Annotated in this window: 21 protein-coding genes and 1 tRNA gene; 10 read left to right on the top strand and 12 right to left on the bottom strand. The window is 67.3% G+C overall.

Annotation, left to right across the window (positions count from 1 at the left end):
* Positions 1-12: 12 nt before the first annotated feature.
* On the bottom strand, positions 13-1,356 hold the full coding sequence (locus OG205_RS32545) for an FAD-dependent oxidoreductase (RefSeq protein ID WP_330271762.1): 1,344 nt from the start codon (positions 1,354-1,356) through the stop codon (positions 13-15).
* Between the two features lie 77 nt (positions 1,357-1,433).
* Between OG205_RS32545 and OG205_RS32540 the strand changes: the two genes are divergently transcribed.
* Complete coding sequence (locus OG205_RS32540; RefSeq protein WP_330271761.1) at positions 1,434-2,075, top strand: aminodeoxychorismate/anthranilate synthase component II; 642 nt, start codon at positions 1,434-1,436, stop codon at positions 2,073-2,075.
* A 50-nt stretch (positions 2,076-2,125) separates the two neighbouring features.
* Here the strand turns inward: OG205_RS32540 and pknB are convergent, their stop codons facing one another.
* From pknB to OG205_RS32505, 7 genes are read right to left on the bottom strand one after another with little or no spacing between them, the layout of a single operon-like run.
* The gene (gene pknB, locus OG205_RS32535) at positions 2,126-4,129 is read right to left on the bottom strand and encodes a Stk1 family PASTA domain-containing Ser/Thr kinase (RefSeq protein ID WP_330271760.1); all 2,004 of its coding nucleotides are present in this window, start codon (positions 4,127-4,129) and stop codon (positions 2,126-2,128) included.
* A 55-nt stretch (positions 4,130-4,184) separates the two neighbouring features.
* Positions 4,185-5,687 (bottom strand): serine/threonine-protein kinase, encoded by a 1,503-nt coding sequence (locus tag OG205_RS32530; RefSeq protein ID WP_330271759.1) that lies wholly within the window; start codon positions 5,685-5,687, stop codon positions 4,185-4,187.
* Complete coding sequence (locus tag OG205_RS32525; RefSeq protein WP_330271758.1) at positions 5,687-7,159, bottom strand: peptidoglycan D,D-transpeptidase FtsI family protein; 1,473 nt, start codon at positions 7,157-7,159, stop codon at positions 5,687-5,689. The genes OG205_RS32530 and OG205_RS32525 overlap by 1 nt, the downstream gene beginning before the upstream one ends.
* Entirely contained in the window at positions 7,156-8,628 is a 1,473-nt protein-coding gene (locus OG205_RS32520) for an FtsW/RodA/SpoVE family cell cycle protein (protein WP_330271757.1), read from the bottom strand. Before OG205_RS32520 ends, OG205_RS32525 begins: the two co-directional genes overlap by 4 nt.
* Positions 8,629-8,631: 3 nt before the next feature.
* Positions 8,632-10,065 (bottom strand): PP2C family protein-serine/threonine phosphatase, encoded by a 1,434-nt coding sequence (locus tag OG205_RS32515; protein WP_330271756.1) that lies wholly within the window; start codon positions 10,063-10,065, stop codon positions 8,632-8,634.
* Positions 10,062-10,523 (bottom strand): FHA domain-containing protein FhaB/FipA, encoded by a 462-nt coding sequence (locus OG205_RS32510; protein WP_030465595.1) that lies wholly within the window; start codon positions 10,521-10,523, stop codon positions 10,062-10,064. The genes OG205_RS32515 and OG205_RS32510 overlap by 4 nt, the downstream gene beginning before the upstream one ends.
* 51 nt (positions 10,524-10,574) lie before the next feature.
* Positions 10,575-11,834 carry a DUF3662 and FHA domain-containing protein gene (locus OG205_RS32505; protein WP_330271755.1) on the bottom strand — a complete coding sequence of 420 codons (1,260 nt, stop codon included), beginning with the start codon at positions 11,832-11,834 and terminating at the stop codon, positions 10,575-10,577.
* 126 nt (positions 11,835-11,960) lie between these two features.
* Between OG205_RS32505 and OG205_RS32500 the strand changes: the two genes are divergently transcribed.
* From OG205_RS32500 to OG205_RS32485, 4 genes are all read left to right on the top strand, one after another.
* A tRNA-Leu gene (locus OG205_RS32500) sits at positions 11,961-12,043 on the top strand.
* A gap of 90 nt (positions 12,044-12,133) precedes the next feature.
* Positions 12,134-12,946: an NADP-dependent oxidoreductase gene (locus tag OG205_RS32495; RefSeq protein WP_330271754.1), complete on the top strand. Its 813-nt coding sequence runs from the start codon at positions 12,134-12,136 to the stop codon at positions 12,944-12,946.
* Between the two features lie 316 nt (positions 12,947-13,262).
* Positions 13,263-13,880, top strand: a complete 618-nt coding sequence (locus OG205_RS32490) for a hypothetical protein (RefSeq protein WP_330271753.1) — start codon at positions 13,263-13,265, stop codon at positions 13,878-13,880.
* A 44-nt stretch (positions 13,881-13,924) separates the two neighbouring features.
* Complete coding sequence (locus tag OG205_RS32485) at positions 13,925-14,581, top strand: NAD(P)H-binding protein (protein ID WP_330271752.1); 657 nt, start codon at positions 13,925-13,927, stop codon at positions 14,579-14,581.
* Between the two features lie 523 nt (positions 14,582-15,104).
* Here OG205_RS32485 and OG205_RS32480 read toward each other — a convergent pair.
* Positions 15,105-16,394 (bottom strand): D-arabinono-1,4-lactone oxidase, encoded by a 1,290-nt coding sequence (locus OG205_RS32480; RefSeq protein WP_330271751.1) that lies wholly within the window; start codon positions 16,392-16,394, stop codon positions 15,105-15,107.
* Between the two features lie 74 nt (positions 16,395-16,468).
* Here OG205_RS32480 and OG205_RS32475 point away from each other — a divergent pair, with 74 nt between their 5' ends.
* Entirely contained in the window at positions 16,469-17,650 is a 1,182-nt protein-coding gene (locus OG205_RS32475) for an amino acid deaminase/aldolase (protein WP_330271750.1), read from the top strand.
* Here OG205_RS32475 and OG205_RS32470 read toward each other — a convergent pair.
* Entirely contained in the window at positions 17,647-18,291 is a 645-nt protein-coding gene (locus OG205_RS32470) for a TetR/AcrR family transcriptional regulator (protein WP_442916608.1), read from the bottom strand. The two genes, OG205_RS32475 and OG205_RS32470, sit on opposite strands and share 4 nt — an antisense overlap.
* Before the next feature lie 83 nt (positions 18,292-18,374).
* Here OG205_RS32470 and OG205_RS32465 point away from each other — a divergent pair, with 83 nt between their 5' ends.
* From OG205_RS32465 to OG205_RS32455, 3 genes are read left to right on the top strand one after another with little or no spacing between them, the layout of a single operon-like run.
* A complete protein-coding gene (locus OG205_RS32465; protein WP_330271748.1) occupies positions 18,375-19,622 on the top strand; it encodes a GH1 family beta-glucosidase in 1,248 nt (415 codons plus the stop codon).
* 40 nt (positions 19,623-19,662) lie between these two features.
* On the top strand, positions 19,663-20,823 hold the full coding sequence (locus OG205_RS32460; protein WP_330278277.1) for an MFS transporter: 1,161 nt from the start codon (positions 19,663-19,665) through the stop codon (positions 20,821-20,823).
* The gene (locus OG205_RS32455; protein ID WP_330271747.1) at positions 20,823-21,605 is read left to right on the top strand and encodes an SDR family NAD(P)-dependent oxidoreductase; all 783 of its coding nucleotides are present in this window, start codon (positions 20,823-20,825) and stop codon (positions 21,603-21,605) included. The genes OG205_RS32460 and OG205_RS32455 overlap by 1 nt, the downstream gene beginning before the upstream one ends.
* Before the next feature lie 246 nt (positions 21,606-21,851).
* Here the strand turns inward: OG205_RS32455 and OG205_RS32450 are convergent, their stop codons facing one another.
* Positions 21,852-22,211 (bottom strand): hypothetical protein, encoded by a 360-nt coding sequence (locus OG205_RS32450; RefSeq protein ID WP_035909125.1) that lies wholly within the window; start codon positions 22,209-22,211, stop codon positions 21,852-21,854.
* Between the two features lie 13 nt (positions 22,212-22,224).
* Positions 22,225-22,515 (bottom strand): hypothetical protein, encoded by a 291-nt coding sequence (locus OG205_RS32445; RefSeq protein WP_307790106.1) that lies wholly within the window; start codon positions 22,513-22,515, stop codon positions 22,225-22,227.
* 191 nt (positions 22,516-22,706) lie between these two features.
* Here OG205_RS32445 and OG205_RS32440 point away from each other — a divergent pair, with 191 nt between their 5' ends.
* A complete protein-coding gene (locus OG205_RS32440; protein ID WP_330271746.1) occupies positions 22,707-24,089 on the top strand; it encodes a helix-turn-helix transcriptional regulator in 1,383 nt (460 codons plus the stop codon).
* Positions 24,090-24,207 lie beyond the last annotated feature (118 nt).

Genomic DNA, 24,207 nt, shown 5'->3' with positions numbered 1-24,207 from the left:
GTTCAAGCCTTCTCAGCCGTTTGAGACCGAGGTCATCTCCTCGCGCGACACGACCTTCACGCGCTCGCGGCCGTGCGCCGCGCCCAGGGCGATCTCGTGTGCGTCGAGCCTGCTCCAGCCCTCGTTGGTCACGAACGGCACGCCGCGCTGCGCCAGGAACTCGACCACCGATGCCGGTGCGGGCGAGGTGGCGAGAGGCAAACCGGGTGCGTCTTCGAAGAGGCTGGTGATGGTCTCCAGAGCGTCGCCCTTGGTGTGGCCGATGAGGCCGATCGGGCCGCGCTTGATCCAGCCGGTCGTGTAGACGCCGGGGATCGGCACCTCGTCCAGGTCCAGCACGCGTCCGGACTGGTGGGGGATCGTGCCCGAGACGTGGTCGAACGGGATGTCGGCGAGGTGCGTCGAGAGGTAGCCGACCGCGCGGTACACGGCTTGGACGTCCCAGTCGGTGTGGACGCCGGTGCCTCGGACGTTGCCGTCGCCGGTCAGTTCCTGGGTTTCGGTGCGCAGGCCCGTGACGCAGGACGAGCCCAGCACTTCGACCGGTGCTTCGAGGAAGTGCAGGTGCAGGCGGCGGGGGCGGGTGCCCACGTCGCGGATCGCCCACTCCTGGAGGGTCTTCACGATCATCTCGACCTGCTTGTTGGTCCTGATCGCGTGCATCGAGGCCTCGTCGAACTCGATTCCCTCGGCGTGGACGATCACCTCGACGTTCGGTGAGTGGTCCAGTTCGCGCAGTTCCAGCGGGGTGAACTTGGCCTGCGCGGGGCCTCGGCGGCCGAAGACGTGCACGTCGGTGACGGGGGAGGCGGCAAGACCCTCGTGGACGTTCGCGGGGATTTCCGTCACAAGCAGTTCGTCGGCGGTCTTGGCGAGGATGCGGGCGACGTCCAGGGCTACGTTGCCGACGCCGAGCACTGCTACCGAGGTGGCCGTCAGCGGCCAGGTGCGCGGGACGTCCGGGTGGCCGTCGTACCAGGACACGAAGTCCGCGGCGCCGTAGCTGCCCGGCAGGTCGATGCCCGGGATGTCCATCGCGCGGTCGGCGGAGGCGCCGGTAGAGAAGATGACGGCGTCGTAGAACTGGCGCAGGTCGTCGAGCTTGATGTCGACGCCGTACTCGACGTTGCCGAAGAAGCGGACCGACGGCCGGTCCAGCACCTTCTGCAGTGCGCCCACGATGCCCTTGATGCGGGGGTGGTCGGGCGCGACGCCGTAGCGGACGAGGCCGTAGGGCGCCGGGAGCTTTTCGAACAGGTCGATCTGCGCGTCGACGTCGGACTTGGTCAGGATGTCGGCGGCGTACACGCCGGCCGGGCCGGCGCCGACTACCGCGACGCGCAAGGAGCGACTCATGACACCTATTTTAGGGTAGCCTAACCTCAACGCGGACGAGAGCTAACTCACTCGACGCGACCGACTAGGCTCTCTTCATGCGCGTGCTCGTGGTCGACAACTACGACAGCTTCGTCTACAACCTCGTCCAGTACCTGGCTCAGCTGGGTGCCGAGTGCGTCGTGCGGCGCAACGACGAGGTGGACCTCGACGAGATCGACGAGGTCGACGGTGTGCTCGTCAGTCCTGGGCCCGGTACGCCGGAGCGCGCGGGTGCCAGCATCGACGTCATCAAGAAGTGCGCCGACATCGGCAAGCCAGTCTTCGGTGTGTGCCTCGGCCATCAGGCGATCGGCGTGGTGTGGGGTGGCACGGTCGACCGCGCGCCAGAGTTGTTGCACGGCAAGACGAGCATCGTTTTCCACGAGGGCAAGGGTGTTCTCGGCGGGGTGCCGCAGCCGTTCATCGCGACCCGCTACCACTCGCTGACGGTGCTGCCGGAGACGATCTCCGCGGAGTTCGAGGTCACCGCCAAGACCGAGACCGGCATCGTGATGGCCATGCGCCACAAGGAACTCCCGGTCGAGGGTGTGCAGTTCCACCCCGAGTCGGTGCTGACCGACGGCGGCCACCGGATGCTCGCCAACTGGCTCAAGGTCTGCGGCTTCGAGGTTCCGGAAGCCACGGTCGCGCAGCTCGAGAACGGCATGCGCACGCTCGCCGCAGCCGCCCGCCTGTAAAGCAAAGGGGCGGCTCCCCAGAGGGAAGCCGCCCCGAAAGTGCTCGAGCGCTACGACGTGATGATCCCGAACTTGCCGACGGTGATCGTCACCGTCGCCCCCTTGGTGATCGCGGAACCCCTGGCCGGGTTCTGCGACTGGACCTTCCTGTTCTGATCCGGGGTACCGACCTGCTGTTCCTGGACGTTGAGGTTTCCGTTCCAGCCCAGCGACTTCAGCTTGTTCGAGGCCTCGTTCTCGGTCAGGCCGTTCAGGTCGGGCATCTCGATCTGGTTGCCCTTCGAGACCTTCAGCGTCACCGCCGTGTCCTTGGCGGCCTTGCTGTTCGGCGCCGGGTTCTGCGAGAGGACCTGGCCCTCGGGCTTGGCGCTGTCGACCGGCTCGATGACGACCTTGAAGCCCGAACCCTCCAGCGTCTGGCGCGCGTCGGCCTGGTCGTCACCGACGACGTTCGGCACGTTCTGCTTCTCCGGCGCCCTGCCGAGCTGGATGGTGATCGTGCCACCCTTCTTCAGCTTCACGCCGACGTCGGGGTTCTGCGAAGCGACCTTGCCGACCTTGGCCGTGTCGTCGACCTCGGTGGTCTGGTCGCTCTGCTGCAGCTTGAAGCCGTTGGGGTCCTTGTCCAGGATCGCCTGGGCCTCCTGCGGGGTCTTGCCCTTCAGGTCGGGGGCGACGCCCTCACCGGGAGGCGCGCCGACGGAGATGGTGACCTGCCCGCCCTTCGCCACCTGGGTGCCCTCCGGCGGGTTCGTGCCGATCACCTTGTTGATCTGGTCGGCCGTGCACTTCGCCGCGGCGCCGCTCGGACCGGGCTCGCAGGCCACTGTCTCCTGGGACGGCACGAGGCCGGCCTTCGTGATCTTCTCCGAGGCTTCCACGGGGCTCAGGCCCACGATCGACGGGACGGGGACCTTCTCCGCCGCCTCGTTGCCGGTGTTCATGACGTTCGCGGTGATCCACGCGGCGAGGCCGAGCACGGCCACGCACAGAATCACCACCAACGTGACCATGATGGCCTTCTTGCGCTTCGCGCGACGCTCTTCTTCCTCGTCGGCGATCGGGTCGTAGTCGTCGTCCGGCTCCGACTTCAACGCCGCCGGGCGGTGCCTTCCGCCGGACACGACCTGCGTGCGCGGTGAACGCGCAGCAGCCTGCTCGTTCATCACGGCGGTGCGGTCCTCGGCCGTCATGACGGCCGGCGCGGACGGGCGCTGACCCGACAGCACGCGCACCAGGTCGGCGCGCATCTCCGCAGCCGACTGGTAGCGGTTCGCCGGGCCCTTCGACATCGCCTTCAGCACGATCGCGTCGAGCTGCGGCGAGACCTTGGGGTTGAGCTGCGACGGCGCCTTCGGGTCCTCCCGCACGTGCTGGTACGCGACCGCGACGGGAGAGTCACCGGTGAACGGGGGCTCGCCGGTCAGCAGTTCGAACAGCACGCAACCGGCCGCGTAGACGTCGGAACGGCCGTCGACGGACTCGCCGCGCGCCTGCTCCGGCGACAGGTACTGGGCAGTGCCGATCACCGCGGCGGTCTGGGTGACCGCGGCCTGACCGTCGTGCAGCGCACGGGCGATGCCGAAGTCCATCACCTTCACGGCGCCGGACTTCGTGATCATCACGTTGGCCGGCTTCACGTCGCGGTGGACGATGCCGTGCCGGTGGCTGAAGTCGAGCGCGGCCGAGACGTCGGCCATGACCTCCATGGCGCGCTTGCCCGACAGCGGGCCCTGCGTCTTCACGATGTCGCGCAGCGTCCGACCGTCGACGAACTCCATCACGATGTACGGCAGCGGGCCGTACTCGGTCTGCGTCTCGCCGGTGTCGTACACCGCGACGATCGCAGGGTGGTTCAGGGCGGCCGAGTTCTGGGCCTCGCGCTTGAACCTTTCCTGGAACTGGGCGTCACGGGCGAGGTCAGCTCGCAGCACCTTGATCGCCACGTCTCTGCCGAGGCGGACGTCCCGCCCCTTGTGGACCTCGGACATGCCGCCGTACCCGAGAGTCTCACCCAGTTCGTAGCGGTTTGAGAGCAGTCGCGGAGTGCTCATCGGTGCTTCGTCCCGCTCCTCGTCGACGGTATTCCGAACTCGGTTCTTGTGTTGCTCATGGCGCGCACGTCACCTTCACCTGCGAGCCGACCTGCACATCGCCTGTGGGCGCGATGGCGGTGACCCGGCACTTCTTCAAGTCGCCCGGTGGCGTGCCCTGCGCGCTCTGCACCTTGGGTTCCATGCCTTGGTCGATCAGCGCGATGCTGACCTCGTCGCCGGAACGGCCGATGTAGTCGTCCTCGTCGATCCGCTTCGGTGAACTGCCCGGAATCCGGTCCGCGGAGTCGGGCTGACCGTTCGCCGGGGCGTTCGAGTTCGCCGTGCTGGACGTCGTCGGCCGGCCACCTTGCCCGGTGCTGTCGTTCGGCTTGACGGTGTACTTCCACAGGAGGAACACGCCAAGGATCAGCAGCACTGCCACCAGAAGAGCGACCATAACCCAGACGGCGGTCCGGTTTCTCCCCGGTGGCGTCGGCATGGGAGTGAACGTTCCGGTTTGGTGCACCGGCTGCATTCCGGTCTGATGCACCTGTTGCATGCCCGTCTGGTGCGCCGGTTGCATGGTCGGATGGGTGCCGGGACGTCCCGGCCCTCCCTGGTGGTGCGCCATCTGCGGTGGAATCGGCAGCGGCTGTGACGCCTGCGGCGGCGGAGGCGGTGGTGCCTGCACCTGCTGCGGGATCACCGGAGGCATCGTGAACCCGGACGGCGTCGGAAGCGGCTGGCCCACCCGCACCGCGCTGACGGCCGCGGCGAACTCGCCACCCGTCCGGTAGCGCTGCCGGGGGTCCTTCACCAGCGTCGCCTCGATCAACGCCCGCGCACCAGGCGGAACGTCCGGCGGCAACGGCGGTGCGATGTCGCGGATGTGCATCATCGCGACGGTCACCGCGTTGTCCGACAGAAACGGCCGGTGACCGGCCAGGCACTCGTAGCCACACACTGCCAACGAGTAAACGTCGCTCGCCGGTTCGGCCTCGCCACCAAGTGCCTGCTCGGGAGCGATGTAGTGCGCGGTGCCCATCACCATGCCGGACCGCGTCACGGGTGCCGCGTCCACGGCCTTCGCGATGCCGAAGTCGGTGATCTTCACCTTCCCCGACGGCGTGACCATGATGTTGCCGGGCTTCACGTCGCGGTGCACGAGTCCACGTTCGTGGGCCGCCTGCAACGCGTTCCCGGTCTGCTCCAGCAGGTCCAGCGTCACCTCTGCGGTCAGCCGGCCGCGGGAGATGATCGTCGCGAGCGGTTCGCCCTCGACGAGTTCCATCACCAGGTACGCCGTGTCCTCCGGTCCGTCGGTGACGGACGCGGTCTCGCCGTAGTCGTGCACCGACGCGATGCCGGGGTGGTTGAGCGACGCGGTCATCCGCGCCTCGACGCGGAACCGGTGCAGGAACTCGGGGTCTCCGGAGAGCTCCGCCTTGAGCACCTTCACCGCGACGCGGCGGTCGAGCCGGTCGTCCGCGGCTTCCCAGACCTCGCCCATGCCACCGACCGCGATCCGCCTGCTCAGGCGGTAGCGGTCGGCGAGGAGCTGGCCCTTGGTCAGCATCAGCGGCCTGCCAGGTACGCGTTCATCACGGCGCGCCCGATCGGGGCCGCGACCTTGCCGCCGGTGGCGCCCAGACCGCGGTCGCCACCGTCCTCCACGATGACCGCGATCGCGATCTCCGGCTTCTGCGCCGGCGCGAACGCGATGTACCAGGCGTGCGGGTTGTTCTTCAACGCGTCGTTGCCCTGCTCCGCGGTACCGGTCTTCGACGCCACCTGCACGTTCTGCAGACGGCCCTCGCCACCGGTGTTGATCTCGGACTGGATCATCATGTCGCGCAGGGCGTTGGCGTTGGCCGTGGTCATCGCGGTGTCGACCTGGTCCGGCTTGGTGTCTTCGATCGACTTCAGGTCCGGGCCGAGGATCTTCGACACCAGGTACGGCTGCATGCGCTTGCCGTTGTTCGCGATCGTCGCCGCCACCACCGCGTTCTCCAGCGGCGTGATCAGCACGTCGCGCTGGCCGATGCCGGTCTGGTAGAGCGCGGCGTCGTCGGGGATCGGGCCGAGCGTCGAGGTCTCGACGACCAGCGGCACCGCGAGGTCCGCGTCGTTGAAGCCGAACTTCTCCGCCTGCCGGCGCAGCTTGTTCGCGCCGAGCTGGCCCGCCATCTCACCGAACGCCGTGTTGCACGACTTGGCGAGCGCGGTCTCCATCGGCACCGTCTCGCCAGGGCCGCACGGGGTGCCGTTGAAGTTCGGCAGCGGCGTCTGGCTGCCCGGCAGCGTGATCGATCCCTTGGCGGTGTACTGCGTGTCCTTGTTCTTGCCGTCGGCGAGCGCGGCCGCCGCGACGACGACCTTCAGCGTCGAGCCTGCCGGGTAGAGGGCCTGCGTCGCGCGGTTGATCAGCGGGTCGTTCGAGTCCTTGGCGGTGAGCTGCTTCCACGCCGATGCCTGCTCGTTCGCGTCGTGGCTCGCGAGCAGGTTCGGGTCGTAGGACGGCGTGCTCGCCATCGCGAGGATCTCGCCGGTGTCCGGCTTGATCGCGACGACCGAACCGGTGAAGCCCTTCGCCGTCAGCTGGTCGTACGCGGTCTGCTGCACCTTGGCGTTCAGGGTGAGCTGCACGTTGCCGCCGACCGGGTCACGACCGGTGATCAACGCGGAGACACGGCGCGCGAACAGCCTGTCGTCCGAGCCGTTGAGCAGGTCGTTCTCGGCGCGCTCCATGCCGGAGGTGCCGTAGGTGACCGACAGGTACCCCGTCGCCGGCGCGTACACCGGGCCGTTGTTGTAGGTGCGCAGGAACCGGAGACGGTCGCTCGTCTCCTTGACGTCCGCGATCACCGTGCCGTCGGCGACCGTGATCAGACCGCGCTTGCGGGCGTACTCGTCGAGCAGCACCCGGCGGTTGTAGGCGTTCTTGCGCCACTCGTCGGCGTTGATCACCTGCACCCACGTGGCGTTGCCCAGCAGAAGCAGGATCATCACCATCATGGCCATGCCGACGCGGCGGAGCGGTGTGTTCATTTGGGACGCTCCACCATCACAGTGTGCTGGTCAGCGATAGCCGGTTGTTGCGGTTTCGGCTTCGCGACCCGCTGCGGGGCCCTGGCCGCCGCGGAAATTCGCAGTAGCAACGCGACCAGGATGTAGTTCGCGAGAAGGGACGAACCGCCGTAGGACAGGAACGGGGCGGTGATACCCGTCATCGGGATGAGCTTGGTGATACCGCCGACGACGATGAACACCTGGAAGCAGACCGCGAACGCGAGACCGCCGCCCAGGAGCTTGCCGAAGCTGTCGCGCACGGCGATCGCACCGCGCAGGCCGCGCAACGCGAAGACCATGTAGACCAGCAGCAGCGCCGCGAAGCCGACGAACCCGAGCTCCTCGCCGATCACGGCGGTGATGAAGTCGGTGTTGGCCTCGGGAATCATCTCCGGACGGCCGGCGCCGAGGCCCGCGCCGCCGATGCCGCCGGTCGCGAGAGCGAACAGCGACTGCGAGATCTGGTAACCGCCGCCGACCACGTCGTAGCGCGCGATCGGGTCCTGCCAGTTCGCCACGCGCTGCTGGACGTGCGTGAACAACTTCCACGCGATGATCGCGCCACCGGAGAACATGCCGAGACCGAGCACGACCCACGCCGCGCGTTCGGTGGCGATGTAGAGCAGCACGAGCACGATGCCGAAGAACAGCAGCGAGGAGCCGAGGTCCTTCTGCAGCACCATGACCGCGACCGTGACGCCCCAGGCCGCGAACAGCGGGCCGAGGTCACGGGCACGGGGCAGGTCCATGCCGAGGAACCGGCGGCCCGCCACGGTGAAGAGGTCCCGTTTCGACACGAGGAACGCGGCGAAGAAGACCATCAGCAGGATCTTGGCGAACTCACCCGGCTGAATGGACAACGGTCCGATGCGCAGCCAGATCTTCGCGCCGTTGATCGTCGGCGCGATGAAACCGGGCAGCACACCGGGAAGCAGCAGCGCGACCAGTCCGACGAGGCCGAACGTGTAGCCGAACCGCGCGAGCATCCGGTGGTCGGGCAGGAACTTCAACGTGGCCGCGAACAGCAACAACCCGATGCCGGTCCAGATGACCTGTTTGAAGGCCACCGGGTCCCACGTCGAGCCGTCCGGGAAGACGGTGCCTTCCAGGGCCAGGTCGATCCGGTGGATGACCACCAGGCCGAGCCCGTTGAGCAGCGCGACGCACGGCAGGATCGCCGGGTCGGCGTACGGCGCCCACCTGCGCACGGCGAGGTGGGCACAAGCGAAGAGTCCGAGGTACGCGAGACCGAGGTAGAGGATCCTCAGGCTCAGCGAGCGCTCCTGGTTCAGTTCGACCAGGATGAGAGCGAGCGTCACGAGACCGGCGGCGAACGACAGCATCACCAGTTCGGTGCCGCGTCGCGTCGGCGCCTTCAGGCCTGGCGACGTGTTGGTCGCCGCCGACGCACCTGGTGAACCTTCCCCGGAGGGGACGGGCGAGCCCATCAACTACGGACCCTCCCGGCATTCCACACCCGGCTTTTGCTGGGAGGGGGTGAGCGAAGGCTCGGTGGAACCGGTCTCCGGGTTCGGGGAACCGTTGGTGGGCGGCGTGCCGGACGCACTGCTCGACGGGCTGCTGCTCGGCGTGGACGGCGTCGTCGAGGGCGTCGTACTGGTCGACGTCGACGACGTGTCCTTGCACAGCGGCAGCATGTGTTCAGTGCGCAGCAGCCGGACCGCGGCGCGCGCGCCGTCGAGGCCGTTGTCGCTGCGGATGCCCGCGGTGATGGTCTTGCGACCGGCTTCCTGCAGGTCCTTCAGCGTGATCGGGGTGCAGCCCGTGGATCCGGGCGGGCAGGAGTCCTCGACCTTGGACGACAGCTTGAAGCCGACGACGGTGCCGTTGAGGCCGCGGAAGATCGCGACCTGGCCGTCCTCGGTGGCGCCGACGTAGTACTGGGTGTTGAGCCACAGCTTGCCGCCGACAGCCACCACAGCGGTCAGCAGGAGCAGCACGAAGATGATCGCGAACGCCTTGATGGCGCTGCGCTTCTTGCGCTTCGGATCCTGCGGAGGCGGGGGAGGCGCGTCCATGCGTTGCGGCATGGGCGGGCGCTGCTGCGTGATCGTCGCCGCTCGCGAGGCCGCGGAGTCCGGCGGAGGAGTGTGGTCCTCGCTGCCGTCACCTGCCGCGCCGCCGACGATCGGGTAGTCGTCGCCGAAAGCGACGTCCTGGACGTCCGCCACGATCACCGTGACGTTGTCAGGACCGCCGCCCTTGAGCGCGAGCTCGATCATCCGGTCCGCGCAGGCCTGCGGGTCCGGGATGCGGATCGCCTCGTCGAGCGTCTCCAGGCTCACGACGCCGGACAGACCGTCCGAGCAGAGCAGGAACCGGTCGCCGGCACGCGCTTCGCGCACCGTGAGGCTGGGCTCGAAGTCGTGCCCGGTGAGGGCGCGCAGCAGCAACGAGCGTTGCGGGTGCGTGGCGGCCTCGTCCGGGGTGATCCGGCCCTCGTCGATCAACGACTGGACGAACGTGTCGTCGTGCGTGATCTGTGCGAAGGAGCCCTCCCTCAGGAGGTACGCACGCGAGTCGCCGATGTGCACGAGCCCGAGACGGTTGCCCGCGAACAGGATGGCCGTGAGCGTGGTGCCCATGCCTTCCAGGTCCGGGTCGCTCGTCACGAGCTCGGAGATGGCGCCGTTGCCACTTGCGACCGCGTCGCGCAGCTTGCCGAGGAGGTCGTCGCCTGGCTCGTCGTCGTCGACGTGGGCCAGCGAGGCGATGACCACCTTGCTCGCGACTTCACCGGCGGCGTGGCCACCCATGCCGTCGGCTACTGCGAGCAGGCGGGGGCCCGCGTACACGGAGTCCTGGTTGTTGTTGCGAACCAGGCCCCTGTCGCTTCGGGCCGCGTATCGAAGAACCAAGGTCATGAGCGCAGCTCGATCACCGTTTTGCCAATGCGGATCGGGGTGCCGAGAGGTACGCGCAGGGGTGCGGTGACCTTGGCTCGGTCTAGGTAGGTGCCGTTCGTGGAGCCGAGATCCTCCACGTACCAGTCGGTGCCGCGCATGGACAGCCTCGCGTGCCTGGTCGACGCGAAGTCGTCGTCCAGCACGAGAGTGGAGTCGTCAGCGCGGCCGATCAGGATCGGCCTGCCGTCGAGTGAGATTCGGGTGCCGGTCAGCGCCCCGTGGGTGACCACGAGTTGCCGAGGCGCCTTGCTTCCCCTCGCCGACTTCTCGGACCTCCGGAAACCAGGCAGACCTGACGCCCGGAGCCCTGAGGCTGCGTAGAGATCAGAGCGGACCACACGTAGGGCGGCCAGCACAAAGAGCCAGAGGAGCACGAGAAAGCCCGCTCTGGTCAGCTGCATCACCAGCTCTGGCACCGGTTGTAACCGCTCCTGCCTTGAGTTGCTTACCGACGCCCGTATCGACCTCTAGCCCGCGGTGCGGAAAACCAGTGACGAGTGGCCGATGCGGACGACGTCGCCCTCCGCGAGCTGCCAAGTCTGCACTGGCGTGCCGTTCACCGTGGTGCCGTTGGTCGAACCGAGATCAGCGAGCATCGCATTCTGCCCGTCCCAGGAGATTTCCAGGTGGCGCCTGGAGACTCCGGTGTCCGGGAGGCGGAAGTCGGCTTCCTGCCCACGTCCTACGACGTTTCCACCCTGCTTCAGGTTGTACGTGCGGTTGGAACCGTCGTCGAGGTGCAACGTCGCGTTGAGCTGACGGTTGGCGCCCTGGGTGGCCGGCGGGGCGTATCCGCCCTGGTTGTAGCCCTGGTCGTAGCCGCCCTGCTGGCCGTAGCCCGCCTGCTGGCCGTAACCCTGGTCATAACCGCCGGCGGGCTGCTGGCCGTAACCCTGGTCGTAACCGCCGCCCTGCTGGCCGCCGGCGTAACCCTGGTCGTAGCCCTGCTGGCCGTAGCCCTGCTGCTGGCCATAACCCTGGTCCTGGCCGTAGCCCGGCTGCTGCTGGCCGCCGGCGTAACCCTGGTCGTAGCCCTGCTGCTGCTGGCCGTAACCCTGGTCCTGGCCATAGCCCTGCTGCTGGCCGTAACCCTGGTCGTAGCCCTGCTGGCCATAGCCCTGTTGCTGGCCGTAGCCCTGGTCCTGCGCCTGGCCGTAACCCTGCTGCTGGCCGTAACCCTGCTGGTCATAGCCCTGCTGCTGCTGGTCGTAGCCCTGCTGGCCGTAGCCGCCCTGACCATAAGGGTCCTGGGCGGGCTGGCCCTGTCCTTGTCCGTAGCCGGGAGGCTGGCTCATGGGTCGGTCTCCTGCGGTGCGAGGTGGTGCTGACCGTCGGCTGGCCGCTTTCACGTCGGGGTCGACGGACGAGCTGGTTCGGAACTGTCCGGTGTGCAGCGCCTCGGAGCGCTCCAGGGAGACTACGACGTCACCATAGGTATCCCATCCGGACTCGGCCAGGTGCTCTCGCAGGCCCTCTGCGAGAAGCTGTGTGATGCGTAGTTCATCCTGCTCGTCGCCCGCAAGACGTTCGTGGTCCTGAGGTCCGAGGAGCACCTTGTAGTGGTTGGGGGCTAGCAGTCTGCCACCCGCGAGCTCGCGGATGTTGCTGTCACCCTCCCGTTGCAGTGCCTGTGCCACCTCTTGGGGCACGACGCTGCCGCCGAACACGCGCGCGAACGTGTTGCCGACCAGACCTTCCAGCTTGCGCTCGAAGCGTTGCAGGCCCATGTCGACTCCTTCCGCTCGTTCCGCTCGGCCGGGCTCCTGTACCGATCGTATCCGGGTACGACCGCACCTACAGGGGGCGATTAGGAACCTGGTTTCGGCGCGTGCTAGTGTTTCCAACGTCTCCAGGGGCAAGTGGCGGAATGGCAGACGCGCACGGTTCAGGTCCGTGTGTCCGAAAGGACGTGGGGGTTCAACTCCCCCCTTGCCCATACTAAAGACAGACGGAACCCCCCTCGCGGAATCGCGAGGGGGGTTCTTTCGTTGAACCGGCAGTATCGGATTCCTTGATCCAACAGGTGATGTCTGTCACTCGTTCGGGGGTCGGCATGTGGGCGATAGCGGCGGCGGATTTCGGTGCGGAACTCGAGCTGGTCGAGGTTCCGGAGCCGGTAGCGGGCCCGAACGAGTTGAAGGTGCGGTTGTTCGCGGCGAGCGTGAACCCCTTCGACCGCAAAGTCGTGAACGGGATGCTCCGGAGTTCCGCGCCTCATCAGTTCCCGCTGGTTCCCGGAACTGATGGTGCGGGTGAGGTGGAAGGTTCCGGAGAGAGGATTTTCGGCACCTTCTTCCACCGTCCTGTCGGCGGCGGAACATACGCCGAGTACGTCACAGTTCCGGCCGGGAACGCGTTGGCTCCCTTGCCGGACGACATGGATCCCGCGGTCGCCGCCGCATTGCCGACCGCGGGAATGACCGCTTTGCAGTTGGTCGAGTCGCTCGGGGCCGCGGAATCCGTGCTGATCGTCGGTGCTTCCGGTGGTGTGGGGTCGTTCGCCGTCCAGATCGCGCGTGCGGCGGGCAAGCGGGTCATCCCCATCGGCCGTGGCGACACCCTCGTCGAGGCCGACGCCCTGATCGACCTCGTCAGCGCCGACCGTTCGTCGTTCGAGGCGAACGCGCGCTACGCGCCACTGGCCTTCAACACCAACTACGTTTCCGCTGATCAGGGGCAGAACTTCGGTATGAAGGGCTCCCGCGAGACGTTGGTGCGGCTGGCGTCGATGGTGCAGGCGGGGGACCTGGAAGTACCGATCGCCCGACGCGTGCCGTTGCGCGAGGCGACCGACGTTTTCGCAGGTCACGGGCCCGGCAAGACCGTGATCATCATGTAGGTGGTCGTTCTGGCGCGGTGAACGGTCGACGGACGGTGACCGGTACCGCTGACCGGCTTTTTGCCCCCACGCCTGGCGCACACACCCTGAGCAGGTCTTTTGGTGCGTCCATACGGATTAACGTCACCCAGACGGCAGCACCGTAGGACCGAACTCCCCTCGCCACTCCTCGACCGGTCACCGACCGGTCGACGCCGTCGATCGCAGGGGGTCCTGTGGCCTGGGGGCGGGCCGCGCGCTTACTGCTAATTCTTTATCCAGAGCACGAGTCGAAACGCGGCGGATCTCCCGCCGCGGGTGACGAGGAGGCACTGGCGTGAGCAGCACCCCAGCAAGGATCGCGGCACTCGACACCTCGAACGGTCTGTCGACCACCCCGGTCCCGGTTCCGGAACTGCCCGCGTCCGTCGAGGAGTTGGCAGCCGCTGCGGCGATCCGCCTCGGCTGGCACGGCGTGGTTCTCCCCGAAATGGTCCTGATGGGCCGCAAGGTCGTCGTCGTGGCAGAACTCCTGGCCGACGCTCACGCCGAGCGCGTGTGCGTGGGTGCGGGCCCTGAGGCCGACAAGACCACCGTCTCCACCTGGGTGTGGCCCGAGATGGAAGGCCGCGTCCCGCCGGCCGCCGTGCGCATCGTCGGCGTCATGGCCGTCGCCCGCCACTGGCGCACCGCGCTGGCCTCCTCCGTCCCCTTCGCCCGCTACGGCAACGCCGCGGTCGTCCTCCCGGAGTCGGTCGCGTTCTCGCACGACTACCTCGCGAACTGCCTGCCGCGCGTCCGCCGCTACGGCGTCTCCGTCCTGCTGGCCGACGACGAGAAGGACCTCTCGGTCGACGTGTCCGGCCGCCAGGAGAACGCGCCCGCCGAGGACACCGCCATCACCCGCTGGGTCAACGAACTGGTCTACGAGCAGGTGCTCGCCACCGCGTCCTGATCACGAGTCGTGCTGGTCGCCGCTCACTGATCTACGGTCAGACCATGCGAGTAGTGATAGCCGGCGGACACGGGCAGATCGCGCTGCTTCTCGAGCAGCAGCTGGCCACCCGTGGAGATGCCGCCACCGCGCTGGTCCGGAACCCCGATCATTTTGGTGACGTGCAGGAAGCCGGAGCCGTTCCGGTGTTGTGCGACCTGGAGTCCGCTGATCTGGACTCGGTCGCCGCGTATTTGAACGGTGCTGACGCGGCTGTGTTCGCCGCCGGGGCTGGCGCTGGATCTGGTGCCGCCCGCAAGGACACCGTGGACTACGGGGCCGCTGCGCTCTTCGCCTCTGCTTGCGTTGAGGCTGGGGTGCGGCGGTTCGTCCAGGTTTCCACCGTGGGGATCGAGTCCGCTGACTCGCCTTCTGTGGATGCTGGGTTTGCGGTGTATTTGAAGGCCAAGGGGATGGCCGAGGAGGATTTGAAGGCTCGGGATCTGGATTGGACGATCCTGCGGCCTGGGCCGTTGGTCGATGATCCTGCTACTGGGCTGGTCACCTTGGGTGCGCCTCGGTTGCCTCGGGCTTCTGTCACCCGGGCGGATGTTGCTGCTGTGCTGGCGGAACTTCTCAACGCTCGCAACACGATCGGCAAGACGCTGGAGTTGGTCAACGGGGAGACGCCTGTTGTCGAGGCGGTTCGGGCTGTTCTCTGATCTTGTCGGGGGCGCTGAGTACGTTGTGATGTAGGGGTTCCCAGGTCGGGGGGACGCCTGCGTCAGCGTGGTCATCGGTGCGTTCCGGTGCTGTGCGCGGCCTTGTGGGTGGTCACCTTGCGGGCGGCGGCCTTGCGGGTGGTCACCTTGCGGGCGGCGGCCTTGCGGGTGGTCACCTTGCGGGCGGCCAGCTTGCGTTGGGTGCTTCCCCTGGGGGCTCTGCCCCCAGACCCCCGGCAATCTGATCGGGGGGTGGCGCCACGAGCAGGTAGATGGCACGCCTGTTGCGTTGGGCGGCTGCCTGTTGCTTTGAGGGTTGCGTTGGCGGTGGGGTCCCGTCACGAGCCGCACCAAGAGCGGGCCACATGCAGGTAGGGGTGTCAACTCGACGAAAAGCGTGTCGAGTTGACACCCCTACCTGCATGCAGCAAGAGCTGTGGTGCGACTCGTGACGGGACCCCACCGCCGGGCCCGCTCGGTAGGACGGCTCGCCTTCGGCTTCGCTGTGAGTGGGCTGGTTGTTCTAGCCGAGTACGCGGTCCAGGTACTCGTTCGTGAAGGTTCGGTTCGGGTCTACCTCGTTGCGTACCCGTAGGAAGTCGTCGAAGTGCGGGTACAGCGGGCGGAGGTCCGTTGCGGTCAGGTCGTGCATCTTGCCCCAGTGCGGGCGGCCGCCCACTGATGCCGCGATGCTCGCGTACGCGTCGAAGAAAGTCTTGTACTGCATGCCTAGTGCTTGGTGCATTGAGATGTACGCGGTGTCTCGGCCGCTTGCCGTTGAGAGCCAGATGTCGTCTGCCTGGGCGATGCGTACTTCGCACGGGACGATTAGGTGGTCGCGGTCGCCCAGTTTGTTCGCTACGGCGCGGAGTTCGCCGATCACGTCCATCAGGGTTTCGCGGGGGACGGAGAACTCTGTCTCCACGAAGCGGACTCGCCTTGGGGTCACGAAGACGTTGTGCGAGTAGTCCGAATAGGACCGTTCGGAGATCAGGGAGCCGCAGAGTTCGTTGAGGCGCTTGGTGTAGCGCGGGAAGGTCTTCGCCACCTTGGTGACCGCGCCGAACGCCGTGTTCTCCATCACCTCGTACTCCCACGCCTGCCTCAGTTTTGAGAGGGGGCGCGCAGGGGTGGTGATCCTGTTGTTGCGCTTGAGGATCACGCGGTCGGAGTGGGTGAACCAGTGGAACTCGACGTGGTCCTCGACGGCGCAGAGGTCGTCGAACTGTTCCAGTACGGCGTCGAGGCGGCCGGGGGATTCTGAGGCCTGCAGTACGAACGACGGGACGCACTGGAGGGTCAGGGTGCTGATGACGCCTAGTGCTCCTAGGCCTACCCGTGCGGCGTTGAAGAGGTCTGGGCGGGTGGTGCGGTTGCAGGTCACCACCGAGCCGTCGGCCAGGACCAGTTCCAGTTCCACGATCGCGGTGGCTAGGACGCCCAGTTTTCCGCCGGTGCCGTGGGTTGAGGTGGAGACTGCGCCGGCGACTGTCTGTGCGTCGATGTCGCCCAGGTTCGGCATTGCCAGGCCCAGGCGGTGCAGGTCGGCGTTGAAGGCCCACAGGGGAGTGCCTGAGCGGACGGTCACGAGACCGGTTTCCGCGTCGGCGCGTACGATCCCTGTCCATCGGTCCAGGTCAAGCGCTACTTCTGGGGCGACGGCGATGTCGTTGAACGAGTGGCCGCTGCCTCGCGCGCGGACTCGGGAGGCGGAGAGGATCGTTGTGGCGATCTCATCCGTGCTGGACGGGTGGACTACGCGCGCCGTGCACGAAGCCGTTTTAGCCCAGTTCGTCCACACGCGAACCTCCACGAGAGAGTGTGACCTGCGAGTAACGTAAGTGAAAGCTCTTCACGTTTCAAGGGTTCAGCACGTACCGTCAGAGCATGCGCAGAACTCGACTCGATGCCGCGACGAAGGATCTGGATCCTCCGTTCGCGATAGTCGACCTGGATGCCTTCGACCACAACGCGGCGGACCTCGCCCGTCGCGCTGCCGGTCATCCGATCCGGGTGGCGAGCAAGTCGATTCGGGTGCGTGAGCTGGTGAGCCGGGCGCTCGAGCGGCCCGGTTACGCCGGGGTCATGTGCTACTCGCTGGCCGAGGCGTTGTGGCTGTCGGAGCAGAACGTCAGCGAGGACCTCCTCGTGGCGTACCCGACGGCCGACCGTGCGTCGCTGCAGAAGCTCGCGGCCAACGAAACCGCACGTCAGCGCGTCACCATCATGGTCGACTCGACCGAGCACCTCGACTTCGTCGACGCCGCCATCGGTCCGCACGCCGACATCCGGGTCTGTCTGGAGCTGGACGTGTCGTGGCGGCCGCTGCCGGGCGTGCACATCGGCCCGCGCCGGTCGTCGATCCACACGCCGCAGCAGGCGAAGGCCCTGGCCGCCAAGATCACGCAACGCACCGGCTTCAAGCTGGTCGGCGTCATGGCGTACGAGGGTCAGATCGCCGGCCTGGGCGACAACCCGCCCGGTCAGCCGCTGCGGGCGCTCGGGATCCGGTTCATCCAGTCCAAGTCCGGGCCCGAGCTGATCCACCGCCGCACGGCCGTGGTCAGCGCGGTCCGGCAGGTCGCCGACCTGGAGTTCGTCAACGGCGGCGGCACCGGAAGCCTGGAACTGACCGGCTCCGACCCGTCCGTCACCGAGCTCGCGGCCGGCAGCGGCCTCTTCGGACCGACCTTGTTCGACGGCTACCAGGGCTTCAAGCCGGAACCCGCGGCGCTGTTCGCGTTGTCGGTGGTGCGCAAGCCGACCAAGCGGGTCGCCACGCTCTTCGCCGGCGGCTACATCGCGTCCGGCACGCCGACTCCCGACCGTCAGCCGTCGCCGTACCTGCCGTCCGGGCTGAAGACGCTCGGCCTCGAAGGCGCGGGCGAGGTGCAGACGCCGGTCACCGGCAAGGCGGCGGAGCAGCTGAAGATCGGCGACCGCGTCTGGATGCGGCACGCCAAGGCCGGTGAGCTGTTCGAGCGGTTCGACGAGGTGCACCTGGTGCACGGTGACCGCATCGAGCGCACCGTGCCCACGTACCGCGGCGAGCGCCGCAACTTCGGTTAGGCGGGCAGGCGCGACGACAGGTAACCCCTGACCAGGGCCCTGGCTTCGGTCAGGATCGCCTGGTCGCCCGTCGGGTTCTTGCGGAACGCCATCTTCATCACGGCGTCGGCGGCTTCGACGGCGATCGCGATGGGCACCTGGACCTCGATCATCGGGATGCCGAACTTGCCCGAGATCAGCTCCGAGATCTTGTCGGAGATGACGGCGTTGTTGTCGCGGCGGTCGTCGAGCAGGCGCATGTCCACGACGTCACCGAAGTGCAGCTTCCCGAACGCGGGGATCTCGCGGTGCATCGTCACGTAGACGTCGAACACCGTGTCCACGGCGTCCCACCAGTGCTCGAGTGTCGCCTGCTCGAGCCGTTCGGTGATGCCCAGGGAGAACTTGTCGACGTTGCGCAGCGTCAGTGCCTGCACGACGGCTCTCTTGTCGGGGAAGAACTGGTAGAGCGAGCCGACCGCCACGCCTGCTCTTTCCGCGATCAACGTCGTGGTGACGCCGTCGTAGCCCACCTCGTCGATGAGCGTCGCGCAGGCCTCGAGCATGCGCTCGACTCTCTTGGCGCTGCGCTGCTGGACGGGCTGACGGCGAAGCGGGGTGGTGCTCGTCACGGCGACTCCCAGTAGTTCGGGTACTTCCATCTTGCCTGTTGTACGGCTCTTTCACTTCCCTGAACCTGCCAACACGCCTACGATCCGAACAAGTTTCACATTTTGGAGGATCGATGAGCGACTTCCTTTGGGGAGTGTCGACGTCCGCGTTCCAGATCGAGGGCGCGTTCACCGCCGGCGGCCGCGGCCCCTCCGTGTGGGACGAGTTCTCTCCGGTACACGAGAACCAGGACGCTTCCGTTGCGTGCGACCACTACAACCGGTGGCGCGAGGACGTTGCGCTCATGACGCAGCTCGGCGTGAACGCGTATCGGTTCTCGATCGCGTGGCCGCGCATCCAGCCGTCCGGCAAGGGACCTGTCAACGCCGAGGGCCTCGACTTCTACGACCGCCTGGTCGACGCGCTCGTCGACGTCGGTATCGCCCCCGTGGTGACGTTGTACCACTGGGACACGCCCCTGGAACTGGAAGCGGAGGGCGGGTGGCTGAACCGCGACATCGCCGACCGGTTCGCCGACTACACGGCGCTGGTCGCGGACCGGCTCGCCGACCGCGTGAAGATGTGGATCCCGATCAACGAACCCGCGATGGTGACGTTGCAGGGTTATGCGATCGGTGAGCACGCTCCCGGTAAGGCGTTGCTCTTCGACGCGTTGCCCACCGCCCACCACCTGAACCTCGCTCACGGCCGTGCGGTCGAAGTGCTCCGTTCGCACAACGCGCAAGCGGTTGGCACGGCGAACAACCACACGCCGGCCTGGCCGGTTGGGCCGAACGACGTAGCAGCGGCCGAGGCCTACAGCGAAATTCACAACTGGATCTACGCGGACCCCATGTTGTCGGGCCGATATCCCGACGCAGTCGCCGAGCTTCTGCCTATCGCCGATGGTGACCTGGCCACGATCCACCAGCCGCTCGACTTCTACGGCGTGAACTACTACAACCCGACGCGGCTCAAGGCGCCGTCCGAGGGCAACCCGCTGCCGTTCGAACTGGCGGAGATCGACGAGTACCCGCTCACCGGCTTCGGCTGGCCGATCGTGCCGGCCGGGCTGACCGAGATGATCAACGCACTGCGTGAGCGATATCCGGACCTGCCGCCGGTGCACGTGACCGAGAGCGGCTGCAGCTTCCCCGACGAGATCGCGGACGCCGACCGGGTCTCCTACCTCGACGGACACCTCAAAGCCGCGCAGGCAGCGGACGTCGCCGGGTACTTCGTGTGGTCGCTGCTCGACAACTTCGAGTGGGAAGCCGGATATTCACAGCGGTTCGGCCTGGTCCAGGTCGACTACGAGACGCAGCGACGCACGCCGCGCGACTCTTTCCACTGGTACAGAAAGGTGATCAGCGGTGAGTGAAGCCCTCGCTGAGCCGGTGGTGCGGGTTCGCCGTGGCTGGATGGCCTGGTTGTTCTGCGCGAACCTCGGGTTGTGGCTGGCGGTCTACGCGCCGATCCAGGTGTTGCTGCCGCAGCAGGCAGAGCTGCTGAACAAGGCGGACAAGGAGCTGGTGTTCGGCATCGTCACCGGCTTCGGCGGCCTGGTGTCGCTGCTGGTCGTGCCGTTGATCGGGTTCCTGTCCGACCGCACGACCTCGCGGTTCGGCCGCCGCCACCCGTGGACGCTGGCCGGAGCGGTCGTCGGCGCCGTCGGCCTGGCCGTGCTCGCGAACGCGCCTTCGGTGGTCGTGATGACCATCGGCTGGTGCCTGGTGCAGGCGGGGATCGGCGGAATGCTCGCCGCATTGACGTCGGCGGTGCCCGATCGGGTGCCGGTCGAGCAACGGGCCCAGGTCGGCGGGCTCATCGGAATCAGCCAGATGCTCGGCACCGTGCTGGGCGCGGTCGTGGTGACGCTGCTGGTCAGCGGGCTTCAGGCCGGCTATCTGGCGTGCGCGGTCATCGTGCTGGCCGGCGCCATCTTCTTCGTCCTGCGCACGCCGGACACGCAGCTCGTCATCAAGCCGGTCAAGCCGACGTTCTGGATCTCGCCGAAGCAGCACCCCGACTTCGCGTGGGCGTGGGGCGGGCACCTCATGATCAACCTCGGCAACGCGTTCGGCACCCTCTACCTCCTCTACTTCCTCGGTGACGTGGTCCACCACGAGTCGCCAGAGGACGGTCTGCTCGTGCTCATGGCGCTCTACGGGGTGGCGCTCGCCGCAGGAGCAGTGCTGTTCGGCGCACGGAGTGATCGTTCTGGCCGTCGAAAGCCGTATGTCTACGGTGCCGCGGCCGTGATGGCGCTGGCGGCGTTGATCCTGGTGATCTGGCCTACCTGGACCGCCGTGCTGATCGCCTCCCCGCTGCTCGGCGTCGGCTTCGGCACGTACTGGGCCGTCGCGATCGCGCTGCTCACCCAGGTGCTGCCGACCGCGTCCGACCGGGCCAAGGACCTGGGCGTGCTCAACGTGGCCAACGCGTTGCCGCAGGTCATCGCCCCCTTGCTGACCGCGTTGATCCTCGCCAACCTGGGCGGTTACCGCGGTCTGTTCGCGGTGTCCGCGCTGGCGACGACGCTGGCCGCGGTGTTGATGAGTCGAGTGCGATCGGTGGTCTGATGCAGCTGTCGGGCAAGAAGGTTCTGGTCACGGGGGCGTCCCAGGGAATCGGCGCGGAGGCGGCGTTCCGGTTCGCCGCCCACGGCGCTCATGTCCACCTTGTGGCCCGGAGCGCCGAACTGCTCGATCTACAGGTCAAACGGATCAAGGAGTTCGGCGGCTCGGCGACCGCTCATCCGGCGGATCTGGCGGACGCCGAGCAGATTCGCGCACTCGCGGAAGAGGTGCCGGCGCCGGACGTGCTGGTCAACAACGCGGGTGTCGGGCGCTGGCTCTTCCTCGACGACACGTCGGCGGACGAACTGGCCACCATGACCGCCGTGCCGTACCTGGCCGCGTTGCTGCTGACCAGGGAGTACCTGGGCGCCATGCGGTCGCGGGGCTCCGGCTGGATCGTCAACGTGAACTCGCCGGTGTCCAGGCTGCCGATCCCCGGCTGCGTGGGTTACCAGTCGTCGCGCTGGGCGTTGCGCGGACTGACCGCGTCACTGCGCCTCGACCTGCGGGGAACCGGCGTCGGGATCAGCGAAGTGGTGCCGGGCAAGGTCTCCAGCGAGTACTTCACCAACAATCCCGGCGCCGAGGAGCGGATCCCGGCCATCGCCCGGCTGATGATCCCCACGGTCACGCCGGAGCAGTGCGCGAAGGCGATCGTCGACGCGGTGGAGAAGGAACGTGCCGAGCACCTGTTCCCGTGGCAGCTCAAGGCATTCGAGATCTCCGGCCGGCTGTTCCCAGGTCTGACCAGCTACTTGGCCTGGAAGACCGGCACCCACCGCTAGAAGACATGAAAACGGCCCTCGTCTGCGCGGGAGGTGCAGACAAGGGCCGTGGTTGGTGACCGCGGACCGACGACGGTCGGGGAGGGAAGGTGCACGTCACCGGCCCGCGGGAATCTGTGGAGTTGTAAAGCTGACCGGGGCCCGCGATGTAGCGGTCGGGGGTTCGCACATCGCGGGCCACCGGTCAGTAGGCGGTTTGCAGACCTGGTCGTGTCGGGGGGACGCCAGGTCAGTCGCAAACGCCCGTTAGTGGGCTCGAGCCACCGCGCGGCGGGTCCGGGTGACAGGAGGAGTCACCGGGGCCTCGCGCAGATGGCGAGCCGGGCGCGGGGCGAGTCCGCCCGCAACCAGGTGTTCGTACGCGGCGCGCCACACCGAGCAAGGTGACTTCTGCTGGCGCCAGCGGCCGGAACATTCAGGGCAGTTGCCCTTCTCGTCCGGCTCGTGCGCTGCCAGCAGAGCACGCCATCCCTCGGTCAGCCGAGGGAGCTCGGATCGAGCCACCGACAGGAGGGACGGGGCGTCAGCGCGGCTCGCCAGCTCTGTGAGCAGGTCGAGGCGTTCCCACACAGCGTTGCGAAGAACCTGTCCGAGGATCGCGTCCATCGAAACGTCACCGTCACCTTTCCGCCTGGTCGGCGGCTTCGCGTAGTGCAGCCCTGAGCTGTACGAGCTGGTCGTGGGACAAGACTGCCGTCTCCCCGGGAGGGCCTACCAGGACCACTTGGCCCTGAACGACCTTCACGGTGAGCTGGCGGTCCCGGTCGACCACGTCGCCGCAGCTGATCTGCCACGTCCGACGTTGCCCGGTCATGCCGCGCCATGTGGATTCGGTGTCACCCGTCTCCACAATGGAGGTGGAGCCTGAGGAGGAGCTGTCCACTATTAGGTCGTTCCTCTCCGTGCTCACTCGCTTACCGGAATCTAGATTGCGATGATTCATGCCGGAACGGGACGTCACAGCGCCCACCGGTGGAAGTCTTACGGTGAGCGGTAAGCGGTGTTCGGCAGAGCCGATCAGCTCCGCCGAAGAGGACTTCTCGGGCTCGGGGACCTGCCCCTAGTCTGCCGATGACGCCCAACGGACTGTGAGGGTGCGCGATGAACACCATGAGTTCCCAGGGCTCTCCTATCCCCACCGAGGTGTGGGACCAGCAGGAGATGCGGGACGCACTTGCCCGACGAGAGATCAGCTCGGTCTACCGGCTGCTCCGAAGGCACGGCGTGTCCCAGCGCCAGATCGCGGCGCTCACTGGGCAGTCGCAGTCCGAAGTCTCGGAGATCCTCAAGGGACGCCAGGTGATGGCGTACGACGTCCTGACGAGGATCGCCATCGGCTTGGGTGTCCCACGTGGATACATGGGTCTCGCCTATGACGAGACAACGGCAGTAAGGGTGGCCGCAGCTGCGGACTCACCCCATCCGGAGGAGGAAGAGTCGGTGAAGCGTCGGAAGTTCCTCGCGCACGCCGCCGCCGTGACAGTGGGCGCGGCCGTGTTCGGAGCGGACTCCGGGTCGTGGGTCTCACACCCCACACAGACTCCGGCTCCGGGACGCATCGGCATGACGGACGTGCGGCAGGTCGAAGCGGCCACCCGTGCTCTGCGTGCCCTCGACTACCAGTACGGCGGCGGCTCCTGCCGTGACGCCGTGGTCGCCCAGCTGTCCTGGGGACAGCAGATGCTCGGCGCGAGCTCCACGGACATCGTTCGCCAGCGGCTCTTCGTCGCACTGGCAGACCTGCACAACCTCGCCGGCTGGACGTCGTTCGACACGGGCCTGATGGACTCGGCCCGCAACCACTTCGGTCAGGCGCTCGACCTCGCGAAGCAGGGCGAGAACGAGGCCCTGATGGCGAACATCCTGTACCGCATGGGCCGCGTCTACTTGCACCAGAACGCCCCGGACGACGCGCTGAAGGTGTTCCAGCTGGGTCAGCTGGCCGCGCAGAACTCCGGTTCCGAACTGGCGGTGGGCATCCTGTGCGCGAACGAGGCCTGGGCCTACGCGAAGATGGGTTCCGACGAGCAGGCGCTCAAGCTGCTCGGCCGCGCGCGTGACGAGTTCTCCCGCGCCGATGTCGTCGAAGCACCCGCGTGGGCGCGGTTCTTCAACGAGATCGACCTCTCGTCGATGATCGGAACCGTGCACACGGAGCTCGCCCAGTCCGTGGACGTCAAGTACGCCCGCACCGCGATTCCCTACCTGTCGAAGGCGATCAACAGCTTCGGTGACGACATGGCCCGCAGCCGGTCCTTCAACCTCACCTCGATGTCGATCAACCACCTCATCCAGGGCGACGTCGACCACGGCGCCAAGGTCGGTGGCCAGGCCGTTGACCTGTCGGAAGGCCTGAAGTCGGTGCGCACGAAGCAGCGCATGGAGCCTCTTCGTCAGGAGGCCGAGAAGCGCCGCAACAACCCCGAGGCCCGTGAACTGGCCGAGCGCGTCGCACGCTTCACCGGGGCTGACAGCGCCGCCTAGTGGCAATCTCGTTTGGGTCCTATAGCACCACGATCGGATGGCGTGGGACACGAACCGGTAACGCCAGGGCCTTCGCACACGAATGCAGCATCGACGGGCGAGAAATCCACGCCTAGGG

The sequence above is a fragment of the Lentzea sp. NBC_00516 genome (assembly GCF_036346835.1).
Classification (GTDB): Bacteria; Actinomycetota; Actinomycetes; order Mycobacteriales; family Pseudonocardiaceae; genus Lentzea; species Lentzea sokolovensis.
Note: the sequence above shows the minus strand (reverse complement) of the source record. Positions and strands in the feature narration are given on the sequence as shown.

Excerpts from the sequence above, each read along its gene's own strand:
- OG205_RS32455 (WP_330271747.1), top strand. The coding sequence starts at position 20,823 with ATGCAGCTGTCGGGCAAGAAGGTTCTGGTCACGGGGGCGTCCCAGGGA.
- OG205_RS32475 (WP_330271750.1), top strand. The coding sequence starts at position 16,469 with ATGCGCAGAACTCGACTCGATGCCGCGACGAAGGATCTGGATCCTCCG.
- pknB (WP_330271760.1), bottom strand. The coding sequence starts at position 4,129 with ATGAGCACTCCGCGACTGCTCTCAAACCGCTACGAACTGGGTGAGACT.
- OG205_RS32540 (WP_330271761.1), top strand. The coding sequence starts at position 1,434 with ATGCGCGTGCTCGTGGTCGACAACTACGACAGCTTCGTCTACAACCTC.
- OG205_RS32505 (WP_330271755.1), bottom strand. The coding sequence starts at position 11,834 with ATGGGCCTGCAACGCTTCGAGCGCAAGCTGGAAGGTCTGGTCGGCAAC.
- OG205_RS32440 (WP_330271746.1), top strand. The coding sequence starts at position 22,707 with ATGAACACCATGAGTTCCCAGGGCTCTCCTATCCCCACCGAGGTGTGG.
- OG205_RS32465 (WP_330271748.1), top strand. The coding sequence starts at position 18,375 with ATGAGCGACTTCCTTTGGGGAGTGTCGACGTCCGCGTTCCAGATCGAG.
- OG205_RS32530 (WP_330271759.1), bottom strand. The coding sequence starts at position 5,687 with ATGCTGACCAAGGGCCAGCTCCTCGCCGACCGCTACCGCCTGAGCAGG.
- OG205_RS32450 (WP_035909125.1), bottom strand. The coding sequence starts at position 22,211 with ATGGACGCGATCCTCGGACAGGTTCTTCGCAACGCTGTGTGGGAACGC.
- OG205_RS32460 (WP_330278277.1), top strand. The coding sequence starts at position 19,663 with ATGGCCTGGTTGTTCTGCGCGAACCTCGGGTTGTGGCTGGCGGTCTAC.
- OG205_RS32545 (WP_330271762.1), bottom strand. The coding sequence starts at position 1,356 with ATGAGTCGCTCCTTGCGCGTCGCGGTAGTCGGCGCCGGCCCGGCCGGC.
- OG205_RS32495 (WP_330271754.1), top strand. The coding sequence starts at position 12,134 with ATGTCTGTCACTCGTTCGGGGGTCGGCATGTGGGCGATAGCGGCGGCG.
- OG205_RS32515 (WP_330271756.1), bottom strand. The coding sequence starts at position 10,065 with ATGACCTTGGTTCTTCGATACGCGGCCCGAAGCGACAGGGGCCTGGTT.
- OG205_RS32525 (WP_330271758.1), bottom strand. The coding sequence starts at position 7,159 with ATGAACACACCGCTCCGCCGCGTCGGCATGGCCATGATGGTGATGATC.
- OG205_RS32520 (WP_330271757.1), bottom strand. The coding sequence starts at position 8,628 with ATGGGCTCGCCCGTCCCCTCCGGGGAAGGTTCACCAGGTGCGTCGGCG.
- OG205_RS32485 (WP_330271752.1), top strand. The coding sequence starts at position 13,925 with ATGCGAGTAGTGATAGCCGGCGGACACGGGCAGATCGCGCTGCTTCTC.
- OG205_RS32470 (WP_442916608.1), bottom strand. The coding sequence starts at position 18,291 with ATGGAAGTACCCGAACTACTGGGAGTCGCCGTGACGAGCACCACCCCG.